The sequence below is a fragment of the Streptomyces sp. NPDC048338 genome, assembly GCF_043201055.1.
Taxonomy (GTDB): Bacteria; Actinomycetota; Actinomycetes; order Streptomycetales; family Streptomycetaceae; genus Streptomyces.
Map to the genome: position 1 here is coordinate 1 of NZ_JBICYQ010000018.1, position 25,703 is coordinate 25,703.

Below are 25,703 nucleotides of genomic sequence, written 5' to 3' on the forward strand. Positions count from 1 at the left end.
CAGGGGGGACCCTGTGGGAGAGTAGGACGCCGCCGAACAATCATTGTGGGAAAGCCCCGCACCTTATGGTGCGGGGCTTTTCTGCGTTCCGGACCGGATGCGGCCGGCTCGACGGCCCGCGGCAGGCCGAGGGGCGCGGAAATCCGTGGACGGACCCGCGGAAGATCACGTACTGTGTGGCTTCACGCCCTGAGATGGATGGAAGGAGGCGAGTGCCGTGCAGTTCACACCTTTCCAGCGCTCCCCCTTCTGCTGTCCCGGCGTAGTTCGTCCGTTCTGACCGGGAGCGCTCCAAGCAGCCTGTATCCCGGAGGAATCCATGACCGATCCGGTCATCCGCGCGCTCTCCGCGAGCGACGCACATCTTTTCGACGCACACCCCGACCCCCTCGGCGCCGGTGAAGGCCACCGGCGTACCCGGTTCCGCCCCGACTGGAAGCGCGTCGCCCTGCGCGACGGCGAGGTCGTCGCACGCGGTGCGTGGTGGGGCGGCCCCGACGACTCGGAGCCCGTCAACATCAACTGGTTCGACGTGGCCGAGGGCGAGGAGGAGGCCGGGGCCGAACTCCTGCGCTCCGCTCCCTGGCAGGTCGAACTCGAGATCAACCTGCCCGGCGGCTGGCGGGAAGAGACCCACCTGCGCGCCGGAGCCGAGGCGCGCTTCGCCGCCGCACGAGCCGCAGGGTACGAACTCCTGGTGGAACGCTTCCTGTACCGCTGGACCCCCGAGCGAGGTCTGCCCGAGCGGCCCGGACGCCTGCGCTTCAGCGCCGAACCCGACGACACCGTGTTCTTCGACGCGTTGCGCCGCATCCACTCCGCGACCCTGGACGCCCACGCGCTCAGGGCCATCGAGGAGGGCGGCCTCGACCAGGCCGCCCAGGAGGAACTCGACTTCTTCCACTGGTGCCCCTCCCCACGGGAATGGTGGCAGGTCGCACACACGCCGGAGGGCGACCTGGCCGGCATCCACATCCCGGCCCACAACCCCTCCGGCCCGACGATCGGCTTCATCGGAGTCGTCCCGGAACAGCGCGGTCGCGGCTACGCCTACGACCTCCTCGCGGAGTGCACCCACCTCCTCGTCGAGCAGGGCGCGGAGTTCGTCAGCGGAGCGACGGACCAGTCCAACTTCCCCATGGCCAGGAACTTCGCCAAGGCCGGCTTCCCCGTCATCCGTGAACGCATCAACTTCCACCCGGCGGGCCAAGCGGCCTAGGGGGTAGCACGCGGTGAGCGGTCCGGTCCGAGGGCAGGTCCGGACCGCTTGCCGCTGCCAGGCGGCATGCCGGCCGACAGTGCTGGAGCACCAAGCCGGCACCCCAGGCCCCGGGCATCCCTACGCGGGTGACACCAGCTGGGTGTCGTACGCGAGGATCACCGCCTGGACGCGGTCGCGGGCGCCGGTCTTCGCCAGGATGCGGCTCACATGGGTCTTCACCGTGGACTCCGCGAGATGGAGACGGCCGGCGATCTCGGTGTTCGTCCAGCCCTGCCCGATGACGGTGAGGATCTCCCGTTCCCGTTCCGTCAGGGAGGCCAGCCGCGGATCCGGCGCCGGAGGCGTCGACCGGGAGCCCGGGGCAGCGGGCAGGTGCTGGACGTAGGCGTCCAGCAGCCGACGGGTGAGGCTCGGGGCCACCACCGCGTCGCCGCTCGCGACCGCGCGGACGCCCGCCAGGAGCTCCTCCGGCTGGGCGTCCTTGACGAGGAATCCGCTGGCGCCGGCGCGCAGGCCGTCGTAGGCGTACTCGTCCAGGTCGAAGGTGGTGACGATCAGGACCCGGGTGCGGGCACCCGTGGCGATGATGCGGCGGGTCGCCTCGATGCCGTCGAGACCCGGCATCCGGATGTCCATCAGCACCACGTCCGGGTGGAAGCGGTCCACCAGCCGGATCGCCTCGGTGCCGTTCGCCGCCTCCCCCACGACCGTCATGTCGTCCTGGCTCTCCAACAGCATGCGGAATCCGAAGCGTTGCATCGCCTGGTCGTCCGCGATGAGCACGGTGGTCACGAGGGGGAGCCCTCCAGGGGGAGTCGGAGCAGGATGCGCCAGCCGCCGGCCGGCAGGGGGCCGGCTTCGAGTGTGCCGTCGTAGAGGGCCGCCCGCTCACGCATTCCCGTCAGGCCCTGCCCGGCTCCCGGGACGGCGGGCCCGCCCGTCCCCGAATCCGTCACCTCCACCGTCAGTTCCTCTTCCCCGTACGTCAGGAGCACCGATGCCGTCGCCCCCGCGCCCGCGTGGCGGAGGGTGTTGGTCAACGCCTCCTGGACACAGCGGTAGACGGTCAGCTGGGCGCCGGCCGACAGGGGCAGGGTCCCCCGACCGGGGGCGTCGGCGATGACGACCCGTACCGGAAGCCCCGCGTCCCTCACTCCGGCGAGCAGGGTGTCGAGGTCGGCCAGCGAAGGCTGCGGATCGCGGACGGCGTCCGTGCCGGTCGCCGGGTCCTCGCGCAGTACCCCCAGCAGGCGACGGAGTTCGGCGAGGGCCTCCCGGCTCGTCGTCCCGATCGCGTCCAGGGCCTGGGCGGCTCGCTCGGGGCTTCTCGCCGCCGCGTACCGGCCGCCGTCCGCGAGGCCGGTGATGACGGACAGGTTGTGGCCGATGATGTCGTGCATCTCCCGCGCGATCCGGGTGCGTTCGGCCGCCGCGGCCAGCCGGGCCTGCTGGTCGCGTTCCACCTCCAGCCGACGGGCCCGTTCGACCAGCCCCTCCGTGTAGTCCTTCCGCGAACGGACCGCGATGCCGAGCAGTACGACCATCGCGTACGTCGTCAGGGTCGGGACGACATGCTGGTCCCAGCTGCCCTGCGGGTGGCGGATCGCGAGGACCACCAGTGGGGGGACGACCAGGGCGGGAGTCAGGGCCAGCGAGCGCAACGGCAGCCGCAGCGCGATGTGGAAGACCGCGATCAGCTGGAGGTACGCGGCCTGGAGGGCGGCGCCGGACCAGGAGTCGACCAGCGACACACACGCCATCAGCAGCAGTACGGGCATCGGACGGGTCCGCCGCCACAGCAGCGGTACGGCGAAGCCCAGGCTCATCGCCACCACCAGCCAGACCGGAACGGACGGGTCGCGGGCGATGTTCCGCCAGCCGCCCGCCGCGTCCGTGAGTACGGCGATCGTCCAGAAACCCGTGAGGGCGAGGTCCCAGACCCGGGGGCGGCGCGCGTCGAAGACCCGTGCCCGGGCCGCCTGGTTCTGGAGGTAGCGGCTGAGCGGTGGGGCGTCCGTGCCGTCCCCCGGGTCCGTACCGCCATGCGTGCCCGAGCTGCCTCCTGGGGTACGTCCCGGCTCCATGGTCACTCGGTCATCCTCATACGTCCGCCCTCCTCGGCGACACCCTCGATCGTCGCCCGTGCCCTCAGACGTCCCGGCGGCGCAGCAGCACCGCGGGGACGGCGAGCGCCGCCGCGGCCCACAGGCACAGGGCTGTCAGCGCGGCGCCGGGAGCCGCCGCGCCGGGCATCGGGGCGGCCGAGCCGAGGGCTCCGGCGGCCTGGGTGGGGAAGTACTTCACCGCCGTTTCCACGGCCTCGTAGGGCAGGATGCCGAGGACCTCGGGCAGCACCATCACCCCGCCGATGAAGGCGCCCAGTGCGCCGGGCACCGAGCGCAGGGCGGCCCCGAGGCCGAGGGCGATCAGTGCGAGCAGCGTGACGCCCGCGGCGTTGCCCGCGACGGCGCCCAGGACACCGTCGTCCGTCAGGGAGGCGGCCTGGTCGGTGTCGGACAGGAAGACCTGGGCGACCTCGAACGTGACCAGGGCCGTCACCAGGGACACGGTGAAGGCGACCCCCGTGAACACCGCGGCCTTCGCCCACAGCACCGGCAGCCGGCGGGGCACCGCGGTCAGCGAGGCACGGATCAGGCCCGTCGCGTACTCGCCGGCCGTGACCAGGATCCCGAGGACCGCGAGGCAGATCCCGCTGAGCTGGGAGCCGTAGAGCGCGAGGACCACGGTGTCCACGTCGGAGTCGCCGCCGCCGGAGGTGTAGGTGGCGCCCATGAGGACGCCGACGCCGAGCAGCAGTACGACGCCGAGGGTGAGTGTGGTCCATGTGGAGCGCAGGGTCCGGAGCTTGTGCCATTCCGCGCGCAGGACGCGGGACGGGGTGATGCCGTACACGGAGGCGGTCATGCCGTGGCTCCCTGGTATTCGACGGAGTCGTGGGTGAGGTCCATGAACGCCTGCTCGAGGGAGGCGGTCTGCGGTGTCAGCTCGTACAGCGGCACCCCGTGGGCGGCGGCGGTGCGGCCGATGTGGGAGGCGTCGACGTCGCTGACGCGGAGGGTGTCGGGCGCCTCCGTCACGATCCGCGCGCCCGGCAGGAGCCCGCGCAGCCGCTCCGCCTCCGGGGTGACGACCCGGACCGAGGCGCCGCCCGACTCCCGCACGAGCGCGGCGACGCTCGTGTCGGCGAGGAGGCGGCCCTTGCCGATGACGATCAGATGGTCGGCGGTCAGTGCCATCTCGCTCATCAGGTGGGAGGAGACGAGCACCGTACGGCCCTCGGCGGCCAGCGACCTGAGGAGCGTACGGATCCACCGCACGCCCTCCGGGTCAAGGCCGTTGACCGGCTCGTCCAGGATGATCGTGGCGGGGTCCCCGAGCAGGGCCGCGGCGATGCCGAGCCGCTGGCCCATGCCGAGCGAGAAGCCCTTGACGCGGGTGCCGGCGACCTCGCTCAGCCCGGTGAGGCCGAGGACGTGCTCCACACGGGAGCGGGGGATCCCGTGGGTGAGGGCGAGCGCCGTCAGATGGTGGAAGGCGGAGCGCCCCGGATGGAGGGAGCGGGCTTCCAGCAGGGCCCCGACCTCGGTGAGCGGCGCGGGATGGTCCGCGTAGGCCCGGCCGCCGACGGTGGCCCGGCCGCGGGTCGGGGCGTCGAGGCCGAGGATCATCCGCAGGGTCGTGGACTTGCCGGCGCCGTTGGGGCCCAGGAAGCCGGTGACGGTGCCAGGGTGGACGGTGAAGCCGAGGTCGCGGACGACGGTCCGGTCGCCGTACCGCTTGGTGAGTTCTTCAGCTCGGATCATGTCCACGACGCTAGGCACCGCGCCCCGCCGGAACGTCCGCCCGTGGTCGGGCCGGTGGCCGGCCGCGTAGTACCGCGGTACGAGGGAGGGCCCGCCGGCGCGTATATGCGCTTGTCAGCGCGGTGCGGCCGTCGCGAGGATGGACGCATGGACTATTCGATACGCACGATCCGCGCCGACGAGTGGGAGAAGACCCGCGAGATCCGGCTGGCCGCCCTGCGGGACCCGGTGGCGCACATCGCCTTCCTCGACACCCACGAGGCCGCGTCCGAGCGCCCCGACTCCTTCTGGCAGGAGCGGGCCGAGGGGGCCTCCGAGAGCGGGACGGGCGTGCGCCAGTTCGTGGCCGAGGCACCGGACGGAAGCTGGGCGGGCACGATCTCGGTCCTGGTCGAGCGGCCTTCGGACGAGGTGCGCTTCGGTGAGGCGGCGACCGTCGACCAGACGCACATCGTGGGGGTGTACGTACGGCCGGAGGCGCGCGGGACGGGGCTGACCGAGGAACTCTTCCGGGCGGGCGTCGAGTGGTCCTGGTCTCTGCCGGAACCGAGGGTCGAGCGGGTACGGCTGTACGTCCACGAGGACAACGCCCGGGCCGCGGCCTTCTACCGGCGGTTCGGCTTCGTCGCGACCGGCGAGCGGGTGGCCGTCCCGGGGGACGAGTCCGCGCAGGAGCTGGAGTACGAGCTGCGCCGGCCCTGACGCGTGTCCGGCCCCCCGGCCCGGGCAGGTCCCTCCCGCGGTCGTGGTGGCGAAAACCCCGCTGGAAAGGCCGCGACCTGCCAGGCTTGGGTGCGAGCGACACCGTGCGAACTCGGGGGAAGCGTGCAGGATTTGACGCCGGAGGATCCGGCCGCGATCGGACCGTACCGGCTGACCGCCCGGCTCGGTGAGGGCGGGATGGGGCAGGTGTTCCTGGGGGAGTCGGTCAGCGGCCGGCGGGTCGCGGTGAAGGTGGTGCGGCCCCACCTGGCCACCGACCCCGGCTTCCGGCACCGATTCCGGCGGGAGATCGAGGCCGCCCGCACGGTCGGCGGCTTCTGGACGGCGCCGGTCGTCGACGCGGACCCGGAGGCGGCGATGCCCTGGGTCGCGAGCGCCTACATCGAGGCGCCGGACCTCGGACAGCTGGTCGTGGACGAGGGGCCGCTGCCCGAGGGGGAGTTACGGCGCCTGGCCGCCGGCCTGGCCGAGGCGCTGGAGGCGGTCCACCGCGCCGGTCTCGTCCACCGCGACCTCAAGCCGTCGAACGTGCTGGTCACCGGGGACGGGCCACGGGTCATCGACTTCGGCATCTCCAAGGCCCTGGAGGGCGCCACGGCGCTGACCGGGACGGGGCTGGTGGTCGGCACGCCCGGGTTCATGTCGCCGGAGCAGGCGACGGGGGCGAAGGTCGGGGCCGCGAGCGACCTCTTCTCGCTGGGCGCGGTACTGGCGTTCGCGGCGACGGGCGCGGGCCCGTTCGGCGCGGGGAGCGTGCCGGCGCTGCTGTACCGGGTGGTCCACGACGCGCCGCGCCTCGACGGGGTGCCGGAGACGCTCCGGGGGTTGGTCACGCTCTGCCTGGCGAAGGAACCGGAAGGCCGGCCCACGGCGGCGGAGCTGCTCGAACTGCTCAGCGCGGGCGGGGCGATGGCCCGCCCGGCGGGCGGCACGCGGCGCGTGGCGGCGCGGCCCGGGCCGGAGGCCGTGGGCGGGGTGCCGGAGCCCGCGGACGAGGTGCCCGAGGACGCGGCCCCGCCCGTACGGCCCTCGTCGGGAACGCCGGACCCGAGGGTGGTGCACCTGCCCGCCGCGAGGAAGAACGTGTCGAGACCCGCCTCCGCGCCCGGTGCCGGGCGGGCTTCCGCGCCGCCGGCCGGCGAGCCCGCCGCGAAGGCCGCTTCGGAGCCCCGGTCGACGACGCCCGCCCGGGCCGTGGCGGGGGGCAGGCCCGTCACCCCGGCCTCCGCCGGGCGCGCCGCCGGCCGACGACGCCCCGCCGCTTCCGTCGTCGGGCGGGCCGCCGACCGTCCGCCCGTGGCCGGGCCCGCCGCCGGGGTGGTCGCCGTGCACTGCGGGAAGCCCGTCCGGAGCCCGGGCAACCGGGCGCTGCTGTACGGCGCGCCCGCGGTCTTCGTCGCCGGACTGCTGCTCGGGCTCTTCCAGGGCTCGTTCCTGCTGGTGGTCACGGCCTTCCTCGTGGCCCTCGCGATGGCCGGCTTCGGGTCCCGGCTCGGGGCGGACGAGACCGTCGTGCGCGTGGACGCGAGCGGACTCTCGGTCACCCGGGGCGCTTTCCGGTGGCGTGCGGGCTGGTCCGTCGTGGACGCCGTGACCGTGGTGCCGCGGGGAGCCGCCCGCGACGAATGGCTCCTGCTGGGTGTCGTGCGGGGCAGGGCGGCGACCTCACTGCCCCAGGCCTTCCGGGGGCGCTCGGGCAGCGGCGCGGTACGCGTCCCGCTCGGCTTCGCCGACGCGGCGGCCGCGCGGTCGGCGCTCCGTCCGCTGCACACCGCACTCGGCCGGGAGGCCGGGGCCGTCTACGCGCCCGACCGGGAGTTCAGGAGCTGAGGGTCTCCTCCGGCCAGCGCGCCCGCGCCTGTTCCCGGGAACGGAGCAGGACCAGGGCGGGCATCCCCTTGTCCTGGCCGTGCGCCAGCAGCTCCGGAAGCCGGGGAAGGGGGGCCACCGCGGCCACGTCGTCGAGGACGAGCGTCATTGGTGGGTCGAGCCGACCGTCGGATGACCGTGCGGCCATGCGGCGGCCGTGCTCGACCACGCTCGCGGTGAAAGCGGTCAGCAGGGGCATCGCGCCGGGTCGGGTGCGCGGGTCCTCGATCGGTTCGCCCACCACATAGAGGGTGCCCCCTTCGTCGACGAATGATTCCAAGGTCAGGGAATCCGTTCGATGGGGGGTGCAGGCGTCCCGGATGTGGATCGACGACAGCGAGGACAGCGCACGGGCCGTCAGCTGCTGTGCCATCTCGCGGCGTTCGGGATGTGCGGTGAGCGCGGACTCCAGGAGTCCGGCGTGACCGGAGCCGGCCTTGGCGTGCGTCCTGAGGACGCGTACGGGTTCGTGCGCGCCCGCGCCCTGGGCCCAGCGGTGGACCTGCTTGAACGGGCGGCCGTCGATCGCGGCGGCGTGCAGCCAGCAGCGCAGGAGCGTTTCCGCGGTGTCGGCGACCGCGGCGTCGAGCCGGGACGGCGGGCGGACGGGGGCGAGCAGCGCGACCGCGCGTTCCCGGGCCGTGTCGGGGTCCTCGCAGCGGTCGGTGGGGGACCAGTGGAGCCGGGCCGGGGTGTCGCACAGGTGTCCGGGGTCGTAGACGAGGACGGGGCCGAGCTTGGCGCGGGCGTCCTTGGTGTCGGCCCACACGGTGGGGTCGGAGGTGACGACGAGCGCGGGCCCCTCGGCGTCCTGGACGGCTTGGAGGACCGCGGGGCGGCGGGTCGCGGGGGTTCCGTAGAGCAGACGCGGGGCGCGGGGCGAGGGAAGCCCGGGCAGGAGGGGCCCGGCCTGTGCCGTCGCCCCGAGCGGGTCGGGCCCGGGGGCGGTCACCGGGGCTCCGGGCACCCGGGCCGGAGCGGGGGTGACGGTCCCGAGGGCCCCGCCCCCCGGAACGGCGGCCTCGACCGGCCCGGCGATGCCATCGGCGACGTGCCCGGTGACGGGCGGCGGAGGGGGCCCGGCGGGGGATTCCTCGACGGTGACCGGCCTCTCGAAGCCGGGCGGCGCCTCATCGGCGACCCGTGTGACCTCGCCGCCCTGCGTCACCTCGCCGCGCTGCGTCACCTCGGCGTCGGCCTCCGCACCGCGCGCGGCCTTCGACGAGACCCGGCGGCGTGCCGAGGCCGAGGCGGGGTGCCCGGCGCCGTACGGGTTCCTCCTGTCCTCCCGTACCGCCCGCCAGCGCGCCAGCGTCCCCACGACGAACACCGTGAGAACCGCGAGCACCATCAGCTCGCTGATGAGAACCCCCCAGAACAGGCCGTACCCCGACAGCGCGGCCGGCGGCGTCTCCGGCCACGCGGCCGCCAGGTCCTGCGGCCGGCCGACCAGCGAGCGGACGGCCAGCGGGGTCCTGGCGAAGGTGACCCCGGCCGGCCAGGCGCCCTGCGAGAACAGGGCGGCCAGGCCGGTCGCCGTCCACACCAGCAGGATCAGACTGAGCAGGAAGCCCAGGAGCCCCACCAACAGCCCGTCGGGCACGCCGCCTTCCCGCCGCTCCCCGGTCATCTCACGCCACCGTGGACTCGGAGGGGTTGTTCAGCTGCCGTTCCATCAGGGCGGCCCGTTGCTCCGCCTCCCATTCGGCGGCCTGGACGTCCTCCGGGAGGTCGTGGAGCGGCGCCGACTCCGTCATGGCGCGGTCGGTGTAGACGAGCGGCCGTTCCTTCTCCGTGATGAGGTGCTTGACCACCTGCACGTTGCCGTTGACGTCCCAGACGGCGATGCCGGGCGTCAGGGTCGGGATGATCTCGACCGCCCAGCGCGGCAGGCCGAGGACCCGGCCCGTCGATCTGGCCTCGTCGGCCTTCTGGGCGTAGATCGTCCTGGTCGAGGCCATCTTCAGGATCGCCGCCGCCTCCCGGGCCGCCGCTCCGTCGACGACGTCCGAGAGATGGTGCACCACCGCCACGAAGGACAGGCCGAGGCGTCGCCCGAACTTCAGCAGCCGCTGGAACAGCTGTGCCACGAACGGGCTGTTGATGATGTGCCAGGCCTCCTCGACCAGGAAGATGCGCTTCTTCCGGTCGGGGCGGATCCAGGTGTGCTCCAGCCAGACGCCGACGATCGCCATGAGGATCGGCATGGCGATCGAGTTGCGGTCGATGTGGGACAGGTCGAAGACGATCAACGGCGCGTCGAGGTCGATGCCGACGGTCGTCGGACCGTCGAACATGCCGCGCAGGTCGCCGTCGACCAGCCGGTCGAGGACGAGCGCCACGTCCAGGCCCCAGGCCCGCACGTCGTCTATGTCGACGTTCATCGCCTCCGCCGACTCCGCCTTCGGATGCCGCAGTTGCTCGACGATGTCGGTGAGGATCGGCTGGCGGTCGGTGATGTGCTCGTTGACGAAGGCGTGCGCGACCTTGAGCGCGAACCCGGAACGCTCGTCCAGGCCGTGCCCCATCGCGACCTCGATGATCGTACGGAGCAGGGCGAGCTGCCCCGTCGTGGTGATCGACGGGTCGAGCGGGTTGAGCCGGATGCCGGCGTCGTTGGCGACCATCGGGTCGAGGCGGATGGGGGTTATCCCCAGCTCCTGCGCGATGAGGTTCCACTCGCCGACACCGTCCTCGCCCTGGGCGTCCAGGACGACCACCTGACGGTCCCGGAAGCGCAGCTGGCGCAGGACGTACGTCTTCTCCAGCGCCGACTTGCCGTTGCCGGACTCGCCGAGCACCAGCCAGTGGGGGGCCGGGAGCTGCTGCCCGTACAGCTGGAAGGGGTCGTAGATGTACCCCTTGCCGCTGTACACCTCACGGCCGATGATGACGCCGGAGTCGCCGAGGCCGGGGGCCGCGGTGGGCAGGTAGACGGCCTGGGCCTGTCCGGTCGAGGTGCGCACGGGCAGCCGCGTGGTCTCCACCTTCCCGAAGAGGAAGGAGGTGAACGTTTCGGTCAGGGCGGTCAACGGATCTCGCATGTGCACGGGCCCCTTAGCGGCTAGCGGCGGATGCCGGTCGCGAACGGCAACGTGTTCACAAAGGCCCGGTGGTGCTCGCGGTCGCACCACTCCAGCTTCAGATACGACTTGCCGGCGGAGGCCCTGATCGTGCGCTTGTCCCTGGCGAGGGCCTCGGGCGAACGCGCCGACACAGTGATGTACCCGACGAGGTTGACGCCCGCCGCGCCACTGGCGAGATCTTCACCCCGCTGGTCGAGCCGGCCGTGCGCGGCGATGTCGCGCGGGTCGACGGTGCGGTTCATCTTGGCCTGGCGCGAGGCCTCCGCCTCGTCGTTGGTCTTCTCCGTGAGCATGCGCTCGATGGCGACCTCGGTGGGCTCCAGGTCCATCGTCACCGCGACCGTGCGGATCACGTCGGGCGTGTGGACCAGCAGTGGGGCGAGGAAGTTGACGCCGACCGGGGTCATCGGCCACTCCTTCACCCAGGCCGTGGCGTGGCACCAGGGCGCGCGGGTGGAGGACTCGCGGGTCTTCGCCTGGAGGTACGTCGGCTCCATCGCGTCCAGCTCGGCCGGCCAGGCGTTGCGCTTGGTCATCGCCTGGATGTGGTCGATGGGGTGGTCCGGGTCGTACATGGAGTGCACGAGCGAGGCCAGCCGGGACTGCCCGAGGGGCTGGCGTACGCGGATGTCCGCCTCGGCGAGCCGCGCGCAGATGTCGGTGAGCTCGCGGGCCATGACGACGGCGAGACCGGCGTCGCGGTCCAGCTTGCGCGCGCCGGACGCGTGCCGGGCGGCCCGCGCCATGGCGTTGGCCTCGGCGGCCAGCTCGCGGGTGAAGTGCATGCAGGCGACGAGATAGGCGCGGTGCTGCTCGCTGGAGGTGGAGACCATCGACTGCAGCTGGTCGTACGACTCCCGGAGCCACTCGGGCGCGTGCGCGTCACCGCGCTGGCCGACGTCCTTGGCGTGCGCGTCGGGGTCGGCGGGCAGGGTGCGGGCGAGCATCTGGAGACGGGTGACGAAGCCGTCCCCGTTGGCGACGTGCTTCAGCAGCGTGCCGAAACGGTCCACCAGTGCTTCCTGGTCCTCGCTGTCGCGCAGTCCGACACCCGGGCCCTCGATCTCGATGGCGGCGGTGACGGTCCGGCGGTCGGCGTGGAGGAGTACGGCGATCTCGTCGGGCCCGAAGGGCGCGGCCAGCCAGTTGATCCGGCCGATGCCGGGCGGCGGCCCGACCTCGACCTCCCGCCCGTCGAGCCGGGTGCCGGCCTCGGTGGCGGCGGACCGGTAGGCCGTACCGCGCTTGAGCGACCGCTTGTAACTGCGGTTGATCTCGAACCACTTGTAGAAGGTCCGGTGCTTGTACGGCACGTACACGGCGGCGAGGGCCAGCATCGGGAAGCCGGTGAGCAGCACGATCCGCAGGGTGAGGGCGGGGACGAGGAGTCCGCTCATCATGCCGAGGAACGCCCCGGCGATGATCAGGGCGATCTCGCCGGTCTCGCGGTTCTTGCCGACGATCGCGTTCGGCCGGGCACGGCCGATGAGATACGTGCGGCGGGGCGTGACCGGCTGGGACTGGGTCGTCAACGCCCTCCACCTCCAGAGTTCTTGCGGTTGCTGTGCGGTGTGCCTGCGGTGGGACTGGTGCTGCTACGCGGCGGGGGTGCGGCGGAGGGGACAGATCCGCCGCCGCCCCCGCGGCTGCTGTGGGCGGCGACGCCGCCTGCCAGGGGGTTGGCGGGACGGGCGGCGCCCGCGTTCCCGCCACCGCCGCCCTGACCGCCGTCGCCGCGTGCGCTGTGGGTCTTGATGCCCTGCGACACGAGCGAGGCGGGGGAGGAGATGACGGCGGCGGCCGCGTTCTCACCGGCGCGGTGGAGCCGGTTGTTGCGCGAGGCGACGATCTCGTCACCGAAGCCGGGCACGAAGCGGTAGATCATCGCGGAGGCGAAGATCGCCAGCAGGATGATCGCGAGCCCGGACACGACCGCCGAGAACGAGTCGGGTCCGGTCCCGGAGGACAGCGCGCCGGCGAGCCCGAGGACGATCACGATGACCGGCTTCACCAGGATGACCGCGATCATGATCCCGGCCCAGCGGCGGACGTGCCCCCACATGTTCTTGTCGACGAGCCCCGCGTACACGACGACGCCGAGGAGGGCGCCGACGTAGAGCAGGACGGCCCGCAGGAACAGCTCCAGGTACAGCACGCCGGCGGCCAGCACCGTCACCAGGGACACGATGATCAGCATGATCGGCCCGCCGCCGATGCTGTCGCCCTTCTGCAGGGCCTGCTTGAAACTCCCGAAGAAGACGTCGGTCTGCTGCCCGGTACCGGACGCGATCACCTCGGTGACGGCGTCGGTGGCGTTGACGACCGTGTACAGGATGAGCGGCGTGAACGCGGACGCCAGGACGGTCAGCCACAGGAACCCGATGGCCTCGGAGATCGCCGTGGTGAGCGGCACCCCGCGAATGGCGCGCTTGGCCACGGCGAGGAGCCAGAGGAGCAGTGTGAGGACGGTGGCGGCGGCGAAGACGATGGCATAACGGGCGAGGAACTCGGTGTTGGTGAAGTCGACGTCGGCGGTCTCCTTCACCGCCTTGGAGAGCGTGTCGACGATGGACACGGCGGCATCGGCACACCCCCGCGCGAGGGAGGCGAGGGGGTCGAGGGCGGTGGCGGGGTCGTCGAGGCGGGCGTTGGGGGAGCGGGAGCCGGATTCACCGTTCTGGCAGTAGTCGCGGGCGGGGCCGCGAATCAGGTCACAGGGGTCGTTGCTCGCGCTGGGACTCGGTGTGGGCGTCGGAGCTGCGAACGCCCGGGCGGACACGAGGACGGCAAACGCCTGCGCTCCCACGGTCAGTGCGGAAAGCGAAAGGACTCGTCGAGATCGGTTAGCGGGCATAGGTGAACCCTCCGAACTGGTCAACGGCGTCTGCCATTTCACTCGCACTGGATGCGGCCTGGTCGCGGGCCACCGGCACGGGACCGTCCTTCTGTTGGAAGTCGGCCACCTTCCAGTCGCCGTTGACCCATCTGAGCTGATACGTCGTCGTGTACCAGGACTCGGACACGGGGTTCTGCGACCCCTCGCCCGCCAAGCCGAACAGCGACGAGAACCAGACGGAGACGGACGCCTGGTCGCCGTTGTAGTCCTCGACCTTCGAGCCGACGGGAATGACGCGTGAAATGAACGTCAGTCCGCTTGGGGCCTTGCCGTCCGCTTCGAGCCCGATGCGAGTCAGGAAGCCCTTGTCGGAGTGGACCTTGTCGAGATCGCTTCGCCGCGCCGCGGCGATGTCCGGGGCGTACACGGCGTCCACGATCGCGTGGCGACGCGATGTGTCGAACATGTCGGCGGAACCAAGCGGAACGGAGTAGTTCACCGCCGCGCTCTGCGCCCCCTGCTGGTCGTGGGCGAAGCCCGCGGGGATCTGGCCGTTCTTGCCCGTCACCGGTCGTACGCCCGTCGCCGACGTCGGCGCGCCGGAGCCCGGGCCCTTGCCGGTGGACGTGTCCGGGGAGTCCGCGCCGTCGCTGCCGCCGCGGTTGGCGAAGGCGATCGCCGCGACCAGCAGGACCACCACACCCACCACCGTGATGAGCGAACGCGAGCTGCGCGCCGCTGGGCGCCGGGCGCCCTCGTACACGTCGCCGCTGCCGCCCTCGGGCAGGCGGGTACGGGTCTGGCCCGAACCGCCGCCGAAGCCGTCGTTCTCGTCGCCGAGACTCATGACGGGTACGCCCCCTCAACCGTTCGCGGGTACGACACAAGCCGTGCTGGTCTCCGCGCAGGCGCGGTGTGGTGACTGGACATCAGGGAGTGCGTCCTCGGTGGTTAGACGGCCATCCCGTACACGATGGTGAAGAGCGTCCCCAGTGACCCGATGATGAAGACCCCGGTGAGGCCGGCCACGATGAGGCCCTTGCCCTGCTCGGCACTGAACGTGTCCCGGAGGGCGGTCGCGCCGATACGCTGCTTGGCCGCACCCCAGATGGCGATGCCGAGGCAGAGCAGGATGGCCACGGCCATCACGACCTCGATCATCACCTTGGCCTCATTGCCCAGGCTCCCGAAAGGCCCCCAGTTAGGGGCGATTCCACCGATGATGGTGGTGATGTCGCCCTTCTCGGCCGCCAGGTACATGTAACTCACCGCCCCTGTTGGGTAGTTCGTCGCCCCTGCCTGATGGCATGGGGCATCGCCCTATCTTCGCTGATGAAACCGCCCGCGTGTGACGGCTTGGCGGCTCTCTTTACCCGATCCCCGCACATTTGACCGAACCGACCGCGTTGACCTGCGACGGCGCGACCGGTTGTATGCGAAGAAGCGTATGGTCACTCTGTGTATCACGGAGGGTGACTCCGGGCAATGATTGTCGTTGTTGCACTCTTGGGGTGGTTGCGACGCGCGTAGGCGCTGGTGGAGGGGGTCTTGGGGGGGGTCTGGCTCTTGGGGCCGGCCGGTCTTGGGTGGCTTCTGGTGGTTGGCCGCCCTCTCTCCGAGTGTGGCAGCCGGGTCCGTGCCCTCAAGGGCGCTCCTCGTTCCTCGTCGCGTCGCTGCGCGATGGGCTGCGCCCACCCTTGACCGCCCGGTCCCGGCTGCCTTTTCACACTCGGAGGGCGGCCCGGGGAAGGGGCATCCGCTCCGGGGCCCGGTGCCTCTCGGGCGCCGTCGGCGGCCGTCGGGTCCGGGGGTGGCTTCCCGCACTCATTGAATGGGGTGACCCGGCAGCGCTTGGCGGCAATCCGTCGTGTCCTGGCGGGGATTCATGCCCCGCTGGTCATTCTCCGGTGGTGGGTGAAGCCGAATCCGCGGGCCCTTGGAGAGTCGACGCCCCAGAGACCGGTCGCCAGCCGGTCGGGTCTATCCCGGCAGGGAGAGTCATCCCAAGTGACGCTAGCGCGTACATTACTCGCGGTAACCGGATGGGGTATGGGACTTCACGGGTCATATCGGACTCTTGGGAGGCTTAATGTACGCCGTAGCGTCATTGCACGGTCGAATACCGACGGGCGATGGGGCGGGTGTGACGGATGGGACCTGCACGGCCCGCCGCCCCGCGCGACCCATGCCCCTGGCCCGTCCTAGCGATGCCGGCTGCGGATCCGGCTTCACCCACCACCGGGAATGACCAGCGGGGCATGAATCCCCGCCGCGAGACGAGTGGCACTCGCTAAGCCGTGCCCGACTGCCCCATTCAATGGCTGCGCTTAACCACCCCAAGACAGACGGCCGCCGACGGCGCCCGAGAGGCACCGGCCCCCGCCCTGGACCCCCTCCCCGGGCCGCCCTCCGAGTGTGAAAAGGCGGGTGAAGGCGACGGGTCAAGGGTGGAGCGAAGCGAAATCGGCGAAGCCGACGCGACGAGGAACGAGGAGCGCCCTTGAAGCGGCGCCGTAACCCGCCACACTCGGAGAGAGGGCGGCCAACCACCAGAAGCAAACGAAGACCGGTCGACACCAAGCGCCCAGGACCCGCACCCCCCCAGACCGGCCCACCTGAGTACCCCACCCTCCCCAGCTGAGTACCCACCCCGAAGCCCCCGCCCCCACCTCCGCTGTCTCATGGGGACATGACCACCCCTCAGCCCGCGACTGCCACCCGGACCCCCGCCCCCACCCCCGCCCCCGCTCCGCCACGGGCGTGGCGGGTGCCGGCGCCGGAGCCGGGGGATCGGGACGGGAACGCCTGTGTGCCGGCCGCGGCTGCCGCCGCCGTCGCCGTCGTGACGCACGTCTTCTGGGTCCTGGTGGTCGGCTTCTCCGCCATGGCCACGGACAGTTGCGGACCCGACGACTGTGCGGCCGGTGTCGTGGGCCCGCTGACCGTCATGTACGGCGCCTACTACGCCATCTACGTCGTCACGCCGCTCGCCCTCGTCGCCTCGCTCGTCCTTCCCTGGCGTCGCCGCTGGCGCCGTACCCGCGTGCGGCTGGCCCTCCTGGCGCTCCTCCCGCAGGCCGTCGTCGTCGCGAGCCTCGCCGCCCTGCTCGTGTTCGGTGACTAGGGGCCCAGGGAACCGGACCCAGGGTGTGTCCTGCCGCTGATCGACAAGACACCCCCTGGCGTCGCGACGCGTGGATCTCCGGAGGGGTGTTCCGCGGATCCGGGACACTTCCGTTCCGTCCTCTTCGTCCTGCTCCCCGGCGGCGGCCCGCCGCCTAGACTTGTCCGCGGGTGGACTGCCGAAACCCTAGGGGTGGTTGACGGTGCGTAAGGCGCGCAAGGCGTGGCTGGTGGCCGGTGGGGCCGTCGGGGTGTGCCTCAGTTTCGTCGCCCTGCTCGTCGTCGGGACGTACTCCGCCGCCGCCGGGCTCCTCGGTGGGGCGGGCAGCGGGGTCAACGGGACCGTCGCGCTCGCCAAGGGGGCGGTGCCGGCCGCGTACCAGGGGCTGGTGCAGAAGTGGGGGAACCTCTGCCCCGCCATCAATCCGGCGCTGCTCGCCGCGCAGCTCTACCAGGAGAGCGGCTGGAACCCGCGGATCGTCTCGCCCGCCAACGCCATGGGCATCGCGCAGTTCATCCCCGGCACGTGGGCCGGGCACGGCATCGACGGGGACGGGGACGGGGACCGTGACGTCTGGGACCCGAAGGACGCGATCCCGTCGGCGGCCTCGTACGACTGCGAGCTCGCGGGGTACGTGAAGAAGGTGCCCGGTGACGCGACGAACAACATGCTGGCCGCCTACAACGCGGGCGCGTACCGCGTCATAAAGTCCGGTGGTGTTCCGCGGATCAGCGAGACGCAGAACTACGTGCGGATCATCCGGTCCCTGGAGAAGAGCTTCGCGCGGCCCGTCGGCCGGGTCGAGCCCTCGCGTCAGGCCGCGAGTGCCATCTACTACGCCCAGCAGAAGCTGGGCACGCCCTATCTCTGGGGTGGTACGGGAACGGCGGCGCAGAATGGCCGATTCGACTGCTCCGGGCTGACGCAGGCCGCGTACCTCTCGGTCGGGATCGAGCTGCCGCGGGTGGCCAACGACCAGTACAACGCCGGGCCGCATCCGTCCCGCGACGAGCTGCTGCCGGGCGATCTCGTGTTCTTCTCCGACGATCTCACCAACTCCCGTGCCATCAGGCACGTCGGCATCTACGTCGGTGGCGGCTATATGATCGACGCTCCGCGTACGGGGGCCGTGATCCGGTTCGACAAGATCGACACGCCGGACTACTTCGGGGCGACCCGGGTCACCAAGGACGGTGCGGCCGCACTGCCGACACACCTTCCCCAGGTGTGACGCGAAGTCGGCCCACCTGGCTGGAACTCTTCGGAAGACACAGGCCCTGAGCTGCGGCGACGTGTCACTCTTCGGTAACGTCGGAGTGATCGTCAGGGAAGAGCGGAACGCATGCCTCAGGCGGTTCGTTCCCGATCCGACCGCCCATGGTCGAACGGTCGACTCACGTGACAAGGCAAGGGGCCGCTGCAGATGGCTGGACTCGCATCGGACGGTTCGAACCCCGATGTCGGCCTGCTCTACGACATCAACGGGCTGGCGAAGGACGCGCCGCCGTGGTTCGACCGCGTCATGGAATTCGTCGGCGAGTACGGGATCATGCTCGGGCTCGTCCTCGTCGCGCTCTGGTGCTGGTGGAGCGTCCGCCGGCGTGCGGCCCTGACCGACGCCGTCGCCGGTGTCGCCGCGCTGGTCTGGGCGCCGCTCGCGGCCGGTGTGGCCCTGCTGGTCAACATCCCGATCCGCGGGTTCGTCGAACGGCCCCGGCCCTTCAACGACCACCAGGGTCTCGAGGTCCTCGTCGACGGGAAGACCGACTTCTCCTTCGTGAGCGACCACGCCACGATGGCGATGGCCATCGGCGTCGGTCTCTTCGTCGCCCACCGCAGGCTCGGTCTGGTCGCCATCGCGCTGGCCTTCACCGAGGCCTTCTGCCGGGTCTACATGGGCGTTCACTACCCGACCGACGTGATCGGCGGTCTCGCCCTCGGTACGGCGGTGACGCTGCTCCTCGCCCCGCTCGCGCACGCCCTGCTGACGCCGGTCGTGTCCGCGATCGCCCGATCCGGGGCCGGCGCCCGGCTGGTCAGGTCGCGCCGCGTCGCCGCGCGCGGTCCGGTGCCCGAGGCGCTGGACATCCCCGAGCCCCGGCTCGGCTCCGGCGAGAACGACCTGGCGGCGTAGGTCCCGCTCGCCCGGTCCGGTGTGATCGACGAGACATCCCTTGGAGCCCCTCCCCGCACGGCGGGTGAGGGGCTCCGTCGTCAGGTGGTGCCGTCCGCCGGCACGCCGTCAGGCGCGGTGGCGTGGGCCGCCGCGTCCGTGCGGGCCCGCTCGCGCGAGCGGCGTGCCGGGCCCCTCCATCCGCAGCTGCACCTGGCTGTCGCGAACGAGCCGCGTTCCGTGGTGGTCGTCTCGTGGGGGGCCTGCTCATGCACGTGTCCACCGTACTGCGCGTGACGAGGGGCCGGTGCCGTCGTTATCCGGATGGGTTCTCACCAGGCCCTCGGGGCTCGAGGAGGGCGCGTCCCGGGCAATCGGCGTCACGGCGTTGGGGGTTGGCAGGCGATGGCGGAGCGGTACGGGCGGCTGTACGGACGCGGAGGCGGCGCGTGGGCCGTCGCCGCGACTCTGGTCGCGGGCGTGGCCACCGGAGGCTGTTCCGCTTCCGGGGACGCGAAGCCGGCCGGGGACCCGATGGCGACGGTGCGGGCGGCGGCCGAGGTGCTGGCGCGGGCCGGGACCTCCCGGACGAGCACGTCGATGGAGATGGCGACCGGTGGGACCCGGGTGACGATCCGGGGCGAGGGCGGCTACGACTTCCGGCAGCGGACCGGCCGGCTCCAGGTCGTCCTGCCGAAGGACGCCGCGGGTGCCAGCGAGCACCGGCCGATCACCGAACTGCTGGCCCCGGGCGCGCTCTACATGAAGAACCGCGGTGCGGGGGTCCCCGCGGACAAGTGGGTCCGGGTGGACACCACCGCGCTCGACGACGGCAACCTCGTCACGGGCGGGGCCACCGATCCGGCCGCAGCCGCCGAGCTGCTGCGCGGCGCGCAGCGGGTGACGTACGTCGGCGAGGTGGAGCTGGCGGGGGTGAAGGTCGGCCACTACCGCGGGGTCGCGGACATCGCGGCGGCCGCCCGGGTCGCCTCACCGCAGATGAAGGGTGCGCTGACCGCGGCGGCGAAAGGGTTCGCCACGGACACCGTGCCTTTCGACGCGTACCTGGACTCCGAGGGCCGGCTCCGGAAGGTGCGGCACCAGTTCAGCTTCGCCAACCAGGAGCGTACGGTCGCCGTCGCCTCGACGACGCTGCTGTACGGCTTCGGTACGCCGGTGGTCGTGAAGCTCCCGGAGCGGAAGGACATCTACGCCGGGAAGATCCGGACGTAGGTCCGGTCGGCACGGGGGCGCCGTTCTGCCGAGGGGCCGGGCCCCGGGCGGGGCCCGGCGCGGTGCCGGGCGGCAGGGAGGGGGCACCGGGCCACGGGCAAATGGTCCGGACGTGTCATGCGCGGTACGTGGCGTGCTCCCTACGCTGGGAGACCGACGCCGGCAGGAAGAGGTGAATGCGCGTGGCCCCGCCCAGTACCGCGATCGTGCCCCTTGACCAGGAGTGCATCGCCCTCGCCGAGATCGAGCTGTGCGGCGAGCTGATCATCGCGGCGTCGGCCGCCGAGGGGGAGCGCCTGAGTCCGGACCGGATCGACGAGGTGCTCAGGGTCGCGGGCGGCCAGGCCGGCGGGGCCGACGAGGAGTGCTGACCGGACCGGGCCGGGTCGGTCCGGCGTCCGGTTCCGGCCAGGCGCGCGATCCTCCGGTCCCGGTCCTTCGGGTCTTCCGCCGGGGTCCGCGGGTCAGGTGCGGAGCATCCGGGCGATGGCCTTGGTGGCCTCCTCGACCTTCGCCTCGATCTCGTCGCCGCCCTTGAGGGCCGCGTCGGCCACGCAGTGGCGCAGGTGTTCCTCCAGGAGCTGGAGGGCGAAGGACTGCAGGGCCTTGGTGGACGCGGAGACCTGGGTGAGTATGTCGATGCAGTAGACGTCCTCGTCGACCATCCGCTGCAGGCCGCGGATCTGGCCCTCGATCCGGCGCAGCCGCTTGAGGTGCTCGTCCTTCTGCTTGTGGTAGCCGTGCACGCCGTGGTCGTGGTCCGCCGGCTCGGCGGTCTCGGGGGTGACCTCGGCCGCCTCGGTGGTCGTCATCGCGTCCTCCCGTTGTCCAGAAAGGGTAGGTATACCCCTCGTGGGTATATGGTACCGATCCCCGCCGGTCCGGGCGGGGGCCCGTGCAGATCACTGTGCCTGATGGGCGACACTGAAGGGACGCCGGTTAGCCGTGGCCGGATGATGCGCCTAGCATCAGCCTGACCGAAACCCAGCACCCCGAGGACCCCACGTGCGATTTCGTCTGACCCCCAGGGAGACGAGCTTCTACGACATGTTCGCCGCGTCCGCGGACAACATCGTCACGGGCTCGAAGCTCCTGATGGAACTGCTCGGAGCGGACACTTCCGCCCGGGCCGAGATCGCGGAGCGGATGCGGGCAGCGGAACACGCCGGTGATGACGCGACCCACGCCATCTTCCACCAGCTGAACTCCTCCTTCATCACGCCGTTCGACCGCGAGGACATCTACAACCTCGCGTCGTCCCTCGACGACATCATGGACTTCATGGAGGAGGCCGTCGACCTGGTCGTCCTCTACAACGTGGAGGAGCTGCCGAAGGGCGTCGAGCAGCAGATCGAGGTGCTGGCCCGCGCCGCGGAGCTGACCGCCGAGGCGATGCCGAACCTGCGGACGATGGCCAACCTCACGGAGTACTGGATCGAGGTCAACCGGCTCGAGAACCAGGCCGACCAGATCCACCGCAAGCTGCTCGCCCACCTCTTCAACGGCAAGTACGACGCCATCGAGGTGCTGAAGCTCAAGCAGATCGTGGATGTGCTGGAGGAGGCGGCCGACGCCTTCGAGCACGTGGCGAACACGGTGGAGACCATCGCGGTCAAGGAGTCCTGAGGCTTCGTGGACACCTTTGCGCTGATCGTGACCATCGGTGTCGCGCTCGGCTTCACGTATACGAACGGCTTCCACGACTCGGCCAACGCCATCGCGACCTCGGTCTCCACGCGGGCGCTGACCCCGCGGGCGGCGCTGGCGATGGCGGCGGTGATGAACCTCGCCGGTGCCTTCATGGGCAGCGGGGTCGCCAAGACGGTCAGTGAGGGTCTGATCGAGACGCCCACCGGCGACAAGGGGATGGGCATCCTCTTCGCCGCTCTCGTGGGCGCGATCATCTGGAACCTGGTCACCTGGTACTTCGGTCTGCCGTCCTCGTCCTCCCACGCCCTGTTCGGCGGCATGGTGGGCGCGGCGCTGGCGGGTGGCACGGAGGTGATCTGGTCGGGTGTGCTCGACAAGGTCGTGATCCCGATGTTCGTCTCGCCGGTGGTCGGCCTCGTGGTCGGCTACCTGGTCATGTGCGCGATCATGTGGATGTTCCGCAAGGCGAACCCGCACAAGGCGAAGCGCGGCTTCCGTATCGCCCAGACCGTGTCGGCGGCCGGCATGGCGCTCGGTCACGGTCTGCAGGACGCGCAGAAGACGATGGGCATCGTGGTGATGGCCCTGGTCATCGCCGACGTGCAGCAGTCGGGCGACGACATCCCGGTGTGGGTCAAGATCGCGTGTGCCGTGATGCTCTCGCTGGGAACGTACGCGGGTGGCTGGCGGATCATGCGGACGCTCGGCCGGAAGATCATCGAGCTGGACCCGCCGCAGGGTTTCGCGGCGGAGACGACGGGTGCGTCGATCATGTTCGGCTCGGCGTTCCTCTTCCACGCGCCGATCTCGACGACGCACGTCATCACCTCGGCGATCATGGGTGTCGGTGCGACGAAGCGCGTGAACGCGGTGCGCTGGGGTGTCGCGAAGAACATCGTCCTCGGCTGGTTCATCACGATGCCGGCCGCCGCGCTGGTCGCGGCGGCGAGCTACTACGTGGTGGCGCTGATCTTCGGCTAGACACCGCGGTCGCGGTACGACGCAAACGGGCCCGGCTCCCCTGTGGGGGAGCCGGGCCCTTCGTCGTGCGGTGGCACCGCCATGCAGCACCGCAGGACGGTCCTGGGGGAGCGGCCTATCCGAAGCGGCCCGAGATGTAGTCCTCGGTGGCCTGGACGCTCGGGTTGGAGAAGATGCGCTCGGTGTCGTCCAGCTCGATGAGCTTGCCCGGCTGGCCCACGGCCGCCAGGTTGAAGAAGGCCGTACGGTCGGAGACGCGTGCCGCCTGCTGCATGTTGTGCGTCACGATGACGATCGTGAAGCGCTCCTTGAGCTCGCCGATCAGGTCCTCGATGGCGAGGGTGGAGATCGGGTCGAGGGCGGAGCAGGGCTCGTCCATCAGCAGGACGTCGGGCTCGACCGCGATGGCGCGGGCGATGCACAGACGCTGCTGCTGGCCGCCGGAGAGGCCCGAGCCGGGCTTGTTCAGCCGGTCCTTGACCTCGTTCCAGAGGTTGGCGCCCTTGAGGGAGCGCTCGACGATGTCGCCGAGCTGGGACTTCCGGTACTTGCCGTTGAGCCGCAGGCCCGCCGCCACGTTGTCGAAGATCGACATGGTGGGGAAGGGGTTGGGGCGCTGGAAGACCATGCCGACCGTGCGGCGCACGGCGACGGGGTCGACGTGGGAGCCGTACAGGTTCTCGTCGTCCAGCATCACCTTGCCCTCGACGCGGCCGCCGGGGGTGACCTCGTGCATGCGGTTCAGGGTGCGCAGGAAGGTGGACTTGCCGCAGCCGGAGGGGCCGATGAAGGCCGTCACCGAGCGGGGCTCGACGGTCATGGAGATGTCGTCGATCGCCTTGTGGGCGCCGTAGTAGGCGGAGAGGCCGCTGACGTCGATTCGCTTGGCCATATCAATTCACTTCCAGAGGTGACCGCGGTCAGCGGCCGGTCTTCGGGGCCTTCCAGCGGGCGATGCCGCGGGCCACCAGGTTGAGGATCATGACGAAGGCGATCAGGACGAGCGCGGCGGCCCAGGCGCGGGCCACGGCGGCGTCGGTGCCGACCGCGTACTGCTCGTACACGTAGAGCGGCAGGGAGGACTGGGCGCCTTCGAAGGGGTTCGGGTTGATGAGCTTCGTACCGAACACGAGGAGCAGCACGGGGGCCGTCTCACCGGTGATGCGGGCGACCGCGAGCATGACGCCCGTGGTGATGCCGCCGATCGCGGTGGGCAGGACCACCTTCAGGATCGTGCGCCACTTCGGGATGCCGAGGGCGAGGGAGGCCTCGCGGAGCTCGTTGGGGACGAGCTTGAGCATCTCCTCGGTGGAGCGGACCACGACCGGCATCATCAGGATGGCGAGGGCCATCGCGCCGGCGAATCCGGAGGGCCCGAAGCCCAGCATCAGATTCCAGGTGGCGAGGATGAACAGGCCCGCGACGATCGAGGGGATGCCGGTCATCACGTCGACGAAGAAGGTGACGGCCTGGGCGAGCTTCCCGCCGCCGTACTCGACGAGGTAGACCGCGGTGAGCAGGCCGATCGGCGCGGCGATCAGGGTGGCGATGCCGACCTGCTCGATGGTGCCGAGGAGTGCGTGGTAGACGCCGCCGCCGGCCTCGGCGTCGAGGACGCCGTTCATCGAGTGGGAGAGGAAGTAGCCGTCGAGGACTTCCAGGCCCTTGCTGAGGGTGACCCAGGCCAGGGAGAGCAGCGGGATGACGGCGAGGACGAAGCAGACCCAGACGAGGCTGGTCGCGACGCGGTCCTTGGCCTGGCGGCTGCCCTCGACCCGTGCGGTGATCGCGTAGGTGGCGAGGACGAAGAGCAGGGCGGCGACGAGGCCCCACTGGACGCGGCTGTGCCAGCCGGCGGCGAGTCCGATGCCGACGGCGGCGGCGATCGAGCCGACGGCGATCGCGGCGGGTGTCCAGCGCGGGACGCGGGCGTGCTTGAGCGGGTCGTGCCGCACGGTGGTGGTGGTCACCGGGGGACGGTCCTGTATGGCGTGCTGGCTCATGCGGCTGCCCCCGAGTACTCCTTGCGGCGCGCGATGATCCACCGGGCGGCGCCGTTGACCAGCAGGGTGATGGCGAAGAGGACCAGGCCGGAGGCGATCAGGGCGTCCCGGCCGAACTCGTTGGCCTCGTTGAACTTCGCCGCGATGTTCTGGGCGAAGGTGCCGCCACCCGGGTCGAGCAGGTGGCCGGAGATGACGAAGCTGGGGGAGAGCACGACGGCGACGGCCATGGTCTCGCCGAGCGCGCGGCCCAGGCCCAGCATCGAGGCGGAGATGATGCCCGAGCGGCCGAAGGGGAGGACCGACATGCGGATGACCTCCCAGCGGGTGGCGCCGAGGGCGAGGGCGGCCTCTTCGTGCATCTTCGGGACCTGGAGGAAGACCTCACGGGTCACGTTGGTGATGATCGGCAGGATCATGATCGCCAGCAGGATGCCCACGGTGAAGAGGTTGCGGGCGACGCCGTCGCTGGACTTGTCGAAGATGTACGTCCAGCCCAGGTAGTCGTCGAGCCACTGGTTCAGGCCGCCGAGGTAGGGGACGAGGAAGATCGCGCCCCACAGGCCGTAGATGATGCTGGGCACGGCGGCGAGCAGGTCGACCACGTACGCGAGCGGCTTGGCCAGCCTGCGCGGCGCGTAGTGCGAGATGAACAGCGCGATGCCGATCGCGACCGGCACGGCGATGAGCATCGCGATGACCGACGAGACGACCGTGCCGAAGGCGAGGACGGCGATGCCGAAGACGGGCGGCTGGCCGGCCGGGTTCCACTCGGAGGTGGTGAGGAAGTTCGTGGAGTCCTCGGAGATCGCGAGGACGGCGCGGTAGGTGAGGAAGACCGCGATCGCGGCCATGATCACCAGCAGGGTGATGCCGGATCCGCGGGAGAGACCGAGGAAGATCCGGTCTCCGGGGCGGGTCGCGCTCCTGGCGCGCCGGCTCTTTCGTATGGGTGGTGTGGTCGTCGTAACCATCGGTCTCTCCGGTCTGCGGGGCCGGTACGGACGTACCGGCACCTGGCGGCGGTGCACCGGATGCC

Annotated in this window: 25 protein-coding genes; 10 read left to right on the forward strand and 15 right to left on the reverse strand. The window is 71.2% G+C overall.

Annotation, left to right across the window (positions count from 1 at the left end; genetic code table 11):
* Positions 1-319 precede the first annotated feature (319 nt).
* Positions 320-1,219: a GNAT family N-acetyltransferase gene (locus ACGFZF_RS33715; RefSeq protein ID WP_393560539.1), complete on the forward strand. Its 900-nt coding sequence runs from the start codon at positions 320-322 to the stop codon at positions 1,217-1,219.
* A 120-nt stretch (positions 1,220-1,339) separates the two neighbouring features.
* On the opposite strand, the gene ACGFZF_RS33720 is transcribed toward ACGFZF_RS33715, so the two are convergent.
* From ACGFZF_RS33720 to ACGFZF_RS33735, 4 genes are all read right to left on the reverse strand, one after another.
* Positions 1,340-2,014, reverse strand: a complete 675-nt coding sequence (locus ACGFZF_RS33720; RefSeq protein WP_393560541.1) for a response regulator — start codon at positions 2,012-2,014, stop codon at positions 1,340-1,342.
* The gene (locus tag ACGFZF_RS33725) at positions 2,011-3,306 is read right to left on the reverse strand and encodes a sensor histidine kinase (protein ID WP_393560815.1); all 1,296 of its coding nucleotides are present in this window, start codon (positions 3,304-3,306) and stop codon (positions 2,011-2,013) included. The genes ACGFZF_RS33720 and ACGFZF_RS33725 overlap by 4 nt, the downstream gene beginning before the upstream one ends.
* A gap of 64 nt (positions 3,307-3,370) precedes the next feature.
* Positions 3,371-4,147 (reverse strand): ABC transporter permease, encoded by a 777-nt coding sequence (locus ACGFZF_RS33730; protein WP_393560543.1) that lies wholly within the window; start codon positions 4,145-4,147, stop codon positions 3,371-3,373.
* Positions 4,144-5,046: an ATP-binding cassette domain-containing protein gene (locus ACGFZF_RS33735; RefSeq protein WP_393560545.1), complete on the reverse strand. Its 903-nt coding sequence runs from the start codon at positions 5,044-5,046 to the stop codon at positions 4,144-4,146. The genes ACGFZF_RS33730 and ACGFZF_RS33735 overlap by 4 nt, the downstream gene beginning before the upstream one ends.
* Before the next feature lie 147 nt (positions 5,047-5,193).
* Between ACGFZF_RS33735 and ACGFZF_RS33740 the strand changes: the two genes are divergently transcribed.
* Both ACGFZF_RS33740 and ACGFZF_RS33745 read left to right on the forward strand, forming a co-directional pair.
* Positions 5,194-5,748 carry a GNAT family N-acetyltransferase gene (locus ACGFZF_RS33740; RefSeq protein WP_393560547.1) on the forward strand — a complete coding sequence of 185 codons (555 nt, stop codon included), beginning with the start codon at positions 5,194-5,196 and terminating at the stop codon, positions 5,746-5,748.
* A 123-nt stretch (positions 5,749-5,871) separates the two neighbouring features.
* Positions 5,872-7,599 (forward strand): protein kinase, encoded by a 1,728-nt coding sequence (locus tag ACGFZF_RS33745; protein ID WP_393560549.1) that lies wholly within the window; start codon positions 5,872-5,874, stop codon positions 7,597-7,599.
* Here ACGFZF_RS33745 and ACGFZF_RS33750 read toward each other — a convergent pair.
* The 6 genes from ACGFZF_RS33750 to ACGFZF_RS33775 form a co-directional block, all read right to left on the reverse strand.
* Positions 7,589-9,268: a type VI secretion protein gene (locus ACGFZF_RS33750; protein ID WP_393560551.1), complete on the reverse strand. Its 1,680-nt coding sequence runs from the start codon at positions 9,266-9,268 to the stop codon at positions 7,589-7,591. The genes ACGFZF_RS33745 and ACGFZF_RS33750 overlap by 11 nt on opposite strands.
* Before the next feature lies 1 nt (position 9,269).
* On the reverse strand, positions 9,270-10,682 hold the full coding sequence (locus tag ACGFZF_RS33755) for an ATP-binding protein (RefSeq protein ID WP_393560553.1): 1,413 nt from the start codon (positions 10,680-10,682) through the stop codon (positions 9,270-9,272).
* A 20-nt stretch (positions 10,683-10,702) separates the two neighbouring features.
* The gene (locus ACGFZF_RS33760; RefSeq protein WP_393560555.1) at positions 10,703-12,256 is read right to left on the reverse strand and encodes an SCO6880 family protein; all 1,554 of its coding nucleotides are present in this window, start codon (positions 12,254-12,256) and stop codon (positions 10,703-10,705) included.
* Entirely contained in the window at positions 12,253-13,578 is a 1,326-nt protein-coding gene (locus ACGFZF_RS33765) for a hypothetical protein (protein ID WP_393560557.1), read from the reverse strand. The genes ACGFZF_RS33760 and ACGFZF_RS33765 overlap by 4 nt, the downstream gene beginning before the upstream one ends.
* Complete coding sequence (locus tag ACGFZF_RS33770; RefSeq protein ID WP_393560559.1) at positions 13,568-14,407, reverse strand: hypothetical protein; 840 nt, start codon at positions 14,405-14,407, stop codon at positions 13,568-13,570. The genes ACGFZF_RS33765 and ACGFZF_RS33770 overlap by 11 nt, the downstream gene beginning before the upstream one ends.
* Positions 14,408-14,511: 104 nt before the next feature.
* Positions 14,512-14,820 carry a hypothetical protein gene (locus tag ACGFZF_RS33775; protein WP_024757447.1) on the reverse strand — a complete coding sequence of 103 codons (309 nt, stop codon included), beginning with the start codon at positions 14,818-14,820 and terminating at the stop codon, positions 14,512-14,514.
* Between the two features lie 1,429 nt (positions 14,821-16,249).
* On the opposite strand from ACGFZF_RS33775, the gene ACGFZF_RS33780 reads away from it, so the two are divergent.
* From ACGFZF_RS33780 to ACGFZF_RS33790, 3 genes are all read left to right on the forward strand, one after another.
* Positions 16,250-16,684 carry a hypothetical protein gene (locus ACGFZF_RS33780; RefSeq protein WP_393560561.1) on the forward strand — a complete coding sequence of 145 codons (435 nt, stop codon included), beginning with the start codon at positions 16,250-16,252 and terminating at the stop codon, positions 16,682-16,684.
* A gap of 202 nt (positions 16,685-16,886) precedes the next feature.
* The gene (locus ACGFZF_RS33785) at positions 16,887-17,915 is read left to right on the forward strand and encodes an NlpC/P60 family protein (RefSeq protein ID WP_393560817.1); all 1,029 of its coding nucleotides are present in this window, start codon (positions 16,887-16,889) and stop codon (positions 17,913-17,915) included.
* A 192-nt stretch (positions 17,916-18,107) separates the two neighbouring features.
* Positions 18,108-18,818, forward strand: coding sequence for a phosphatase PAP2 family protein (locus tag ACGFZF_RS33790; RefSeq protein ID WP_393560563.1), 711 nt, complete (start codon positions 18,108-18,110; stop codon positions 18,816-18,818).
* An 80-nt stretch (positions 18,819-18,898) separates the two neighbouring features.
* Here the strand turns inward: ACGFZF_RS33790 and ACGFZF_RS33795 are convergent, their stop codons facing one another.
* Entirely contained in the window at positions 18,899-19,072 is a 174-nt protein-coding gene (locus ACGFZF_RS33795) for a hypothetical protein (RefSeq protein ID WP_393560565.1), read from the reverse strand.
* A gap of 130 nt (positions 19,073-19,202) precedes the next feature.
* Here ACGFZF_RS33795 and ACGFZF_RS33800 point away from each other — a divergent pair, with 130 nt between their 5' ends.
* Together ACGFZF_RS33800 and ACGFZF_RS33805 are read left to right on the forward strand one after the other, a co-directional pair.
* Positions 19,203-20,030 (forward strand): hypothetical protein, encoded by an 828-nt coding sequence (locus ACGFZF_RS33800; protein ID WP_393560567.1) that lies wholly within the window; start codon positions 19,203-19,205, stop codon positions 20,028-20,030.
* Positions 20,031-20,206: 176 nt separating this feature from the next.
* Positions 20,207-20,401, forward strand: coding sequence for a hypothetical protein (locus ACGFZF_RS33805; RefSeq protein ID WP_393560569.1), 195 nt, complete (start codon positions 20,207-20,209; stop codon positions 20,399-20,401).
* A 93-nt stretch (positions 20,402-20,494) separates the two neighbouring features.
* Here the strand turns inward: ACGFZF_RS33805 and ACGFZF_RS33810 are convergent, their stop codons facing one another.
* Positions 20,495-20,842: a metal-sensitive transcriptional regulator gene (locus tag ACGFZF_RS33810; protein ID WP_393560571.1), complete on the reverse strand. Its 348-nt coding sequence runs from the start codon at positions 20,840-20,842 to the stop codon at positions 20,495-20,497.
* Positions 20,843-21,035: 193 nt separating this feature from the next.
* On the opposite strand from ACGFZF_RS33810, the gene ACGFZF_RS33815 reads away from it, so the two are divergent.
* Positions 21,036-21,656: a DUF47 domain-containing protein gene (locus ACGFZF_RS33815; protein ID WP_147978626.1), complete on the forward strand. Its 621-nt coding sequence runs from the start codon at positions 21,036-21,038 to the stop codon at positions 21,654-21,656.
* A gap of 6 nt (positions 21,657-21,662) precedes the next feature.
* Positions 21,663-22,661: an inorganic phosphate transporter gene (locus ACGFZF_RS33820; protein ID WP_356607261.1), complete on the forward strand. Its 999-nt coding sequence runs from the start codon at positions 21,663-21,665 to the stop codon at positions 22,659-22,661.
* Between the two features lie 115 nt (positions 22,662-22,776).
* Here the strand turns inward: ACGFZF_RS33820 and pstB are convergent, their stop codons facing one another.
* The 3 genes from pstB to pstC are packed head-to-tail and all read right to left on the reverse strand — an operon-like array spanning position 22,777 to position 25,638.
* Entirely contained in the window at positions 22,777-23,553 is a 777-nt protein-coding gene (gene pstB, locus ACGFZF_RS33825) for a phosphate ABC transporter ATP-binding protein PstB (protein WP_393560574.1), read from the reverse strand.
* Positions 23,554-23,581: 28 nt separating this feature from the next.
* Positions 23,582-24,664 (reverse strand): phosphate ABC transporter permease PstA, encoded by a 1,083-nt coding sequence (gene pstA, locus ACGFZF_RS33830; protein WP_393560576.1) that lies wholly within the window; start codon positions 24,662-24,664, stop codon positions 23,582-23,584.
* A complete protein-coding gene (pstC, locus tag ACGFZF_RS33835; RefSeq protein ID WP_393560578.1) occupies positions 24,661-25,638 on the reverse strand; it encodes a phosphate ABC transporter permease subunit PstC in 978 nt (325 codons plus the stop codon). Before pstC ends, pstA begins: the two co-directional genes overlap by 4 nt.
* Between the last annotated feature and the right edge of the window lie 65 nt (positions 25,639-25,703).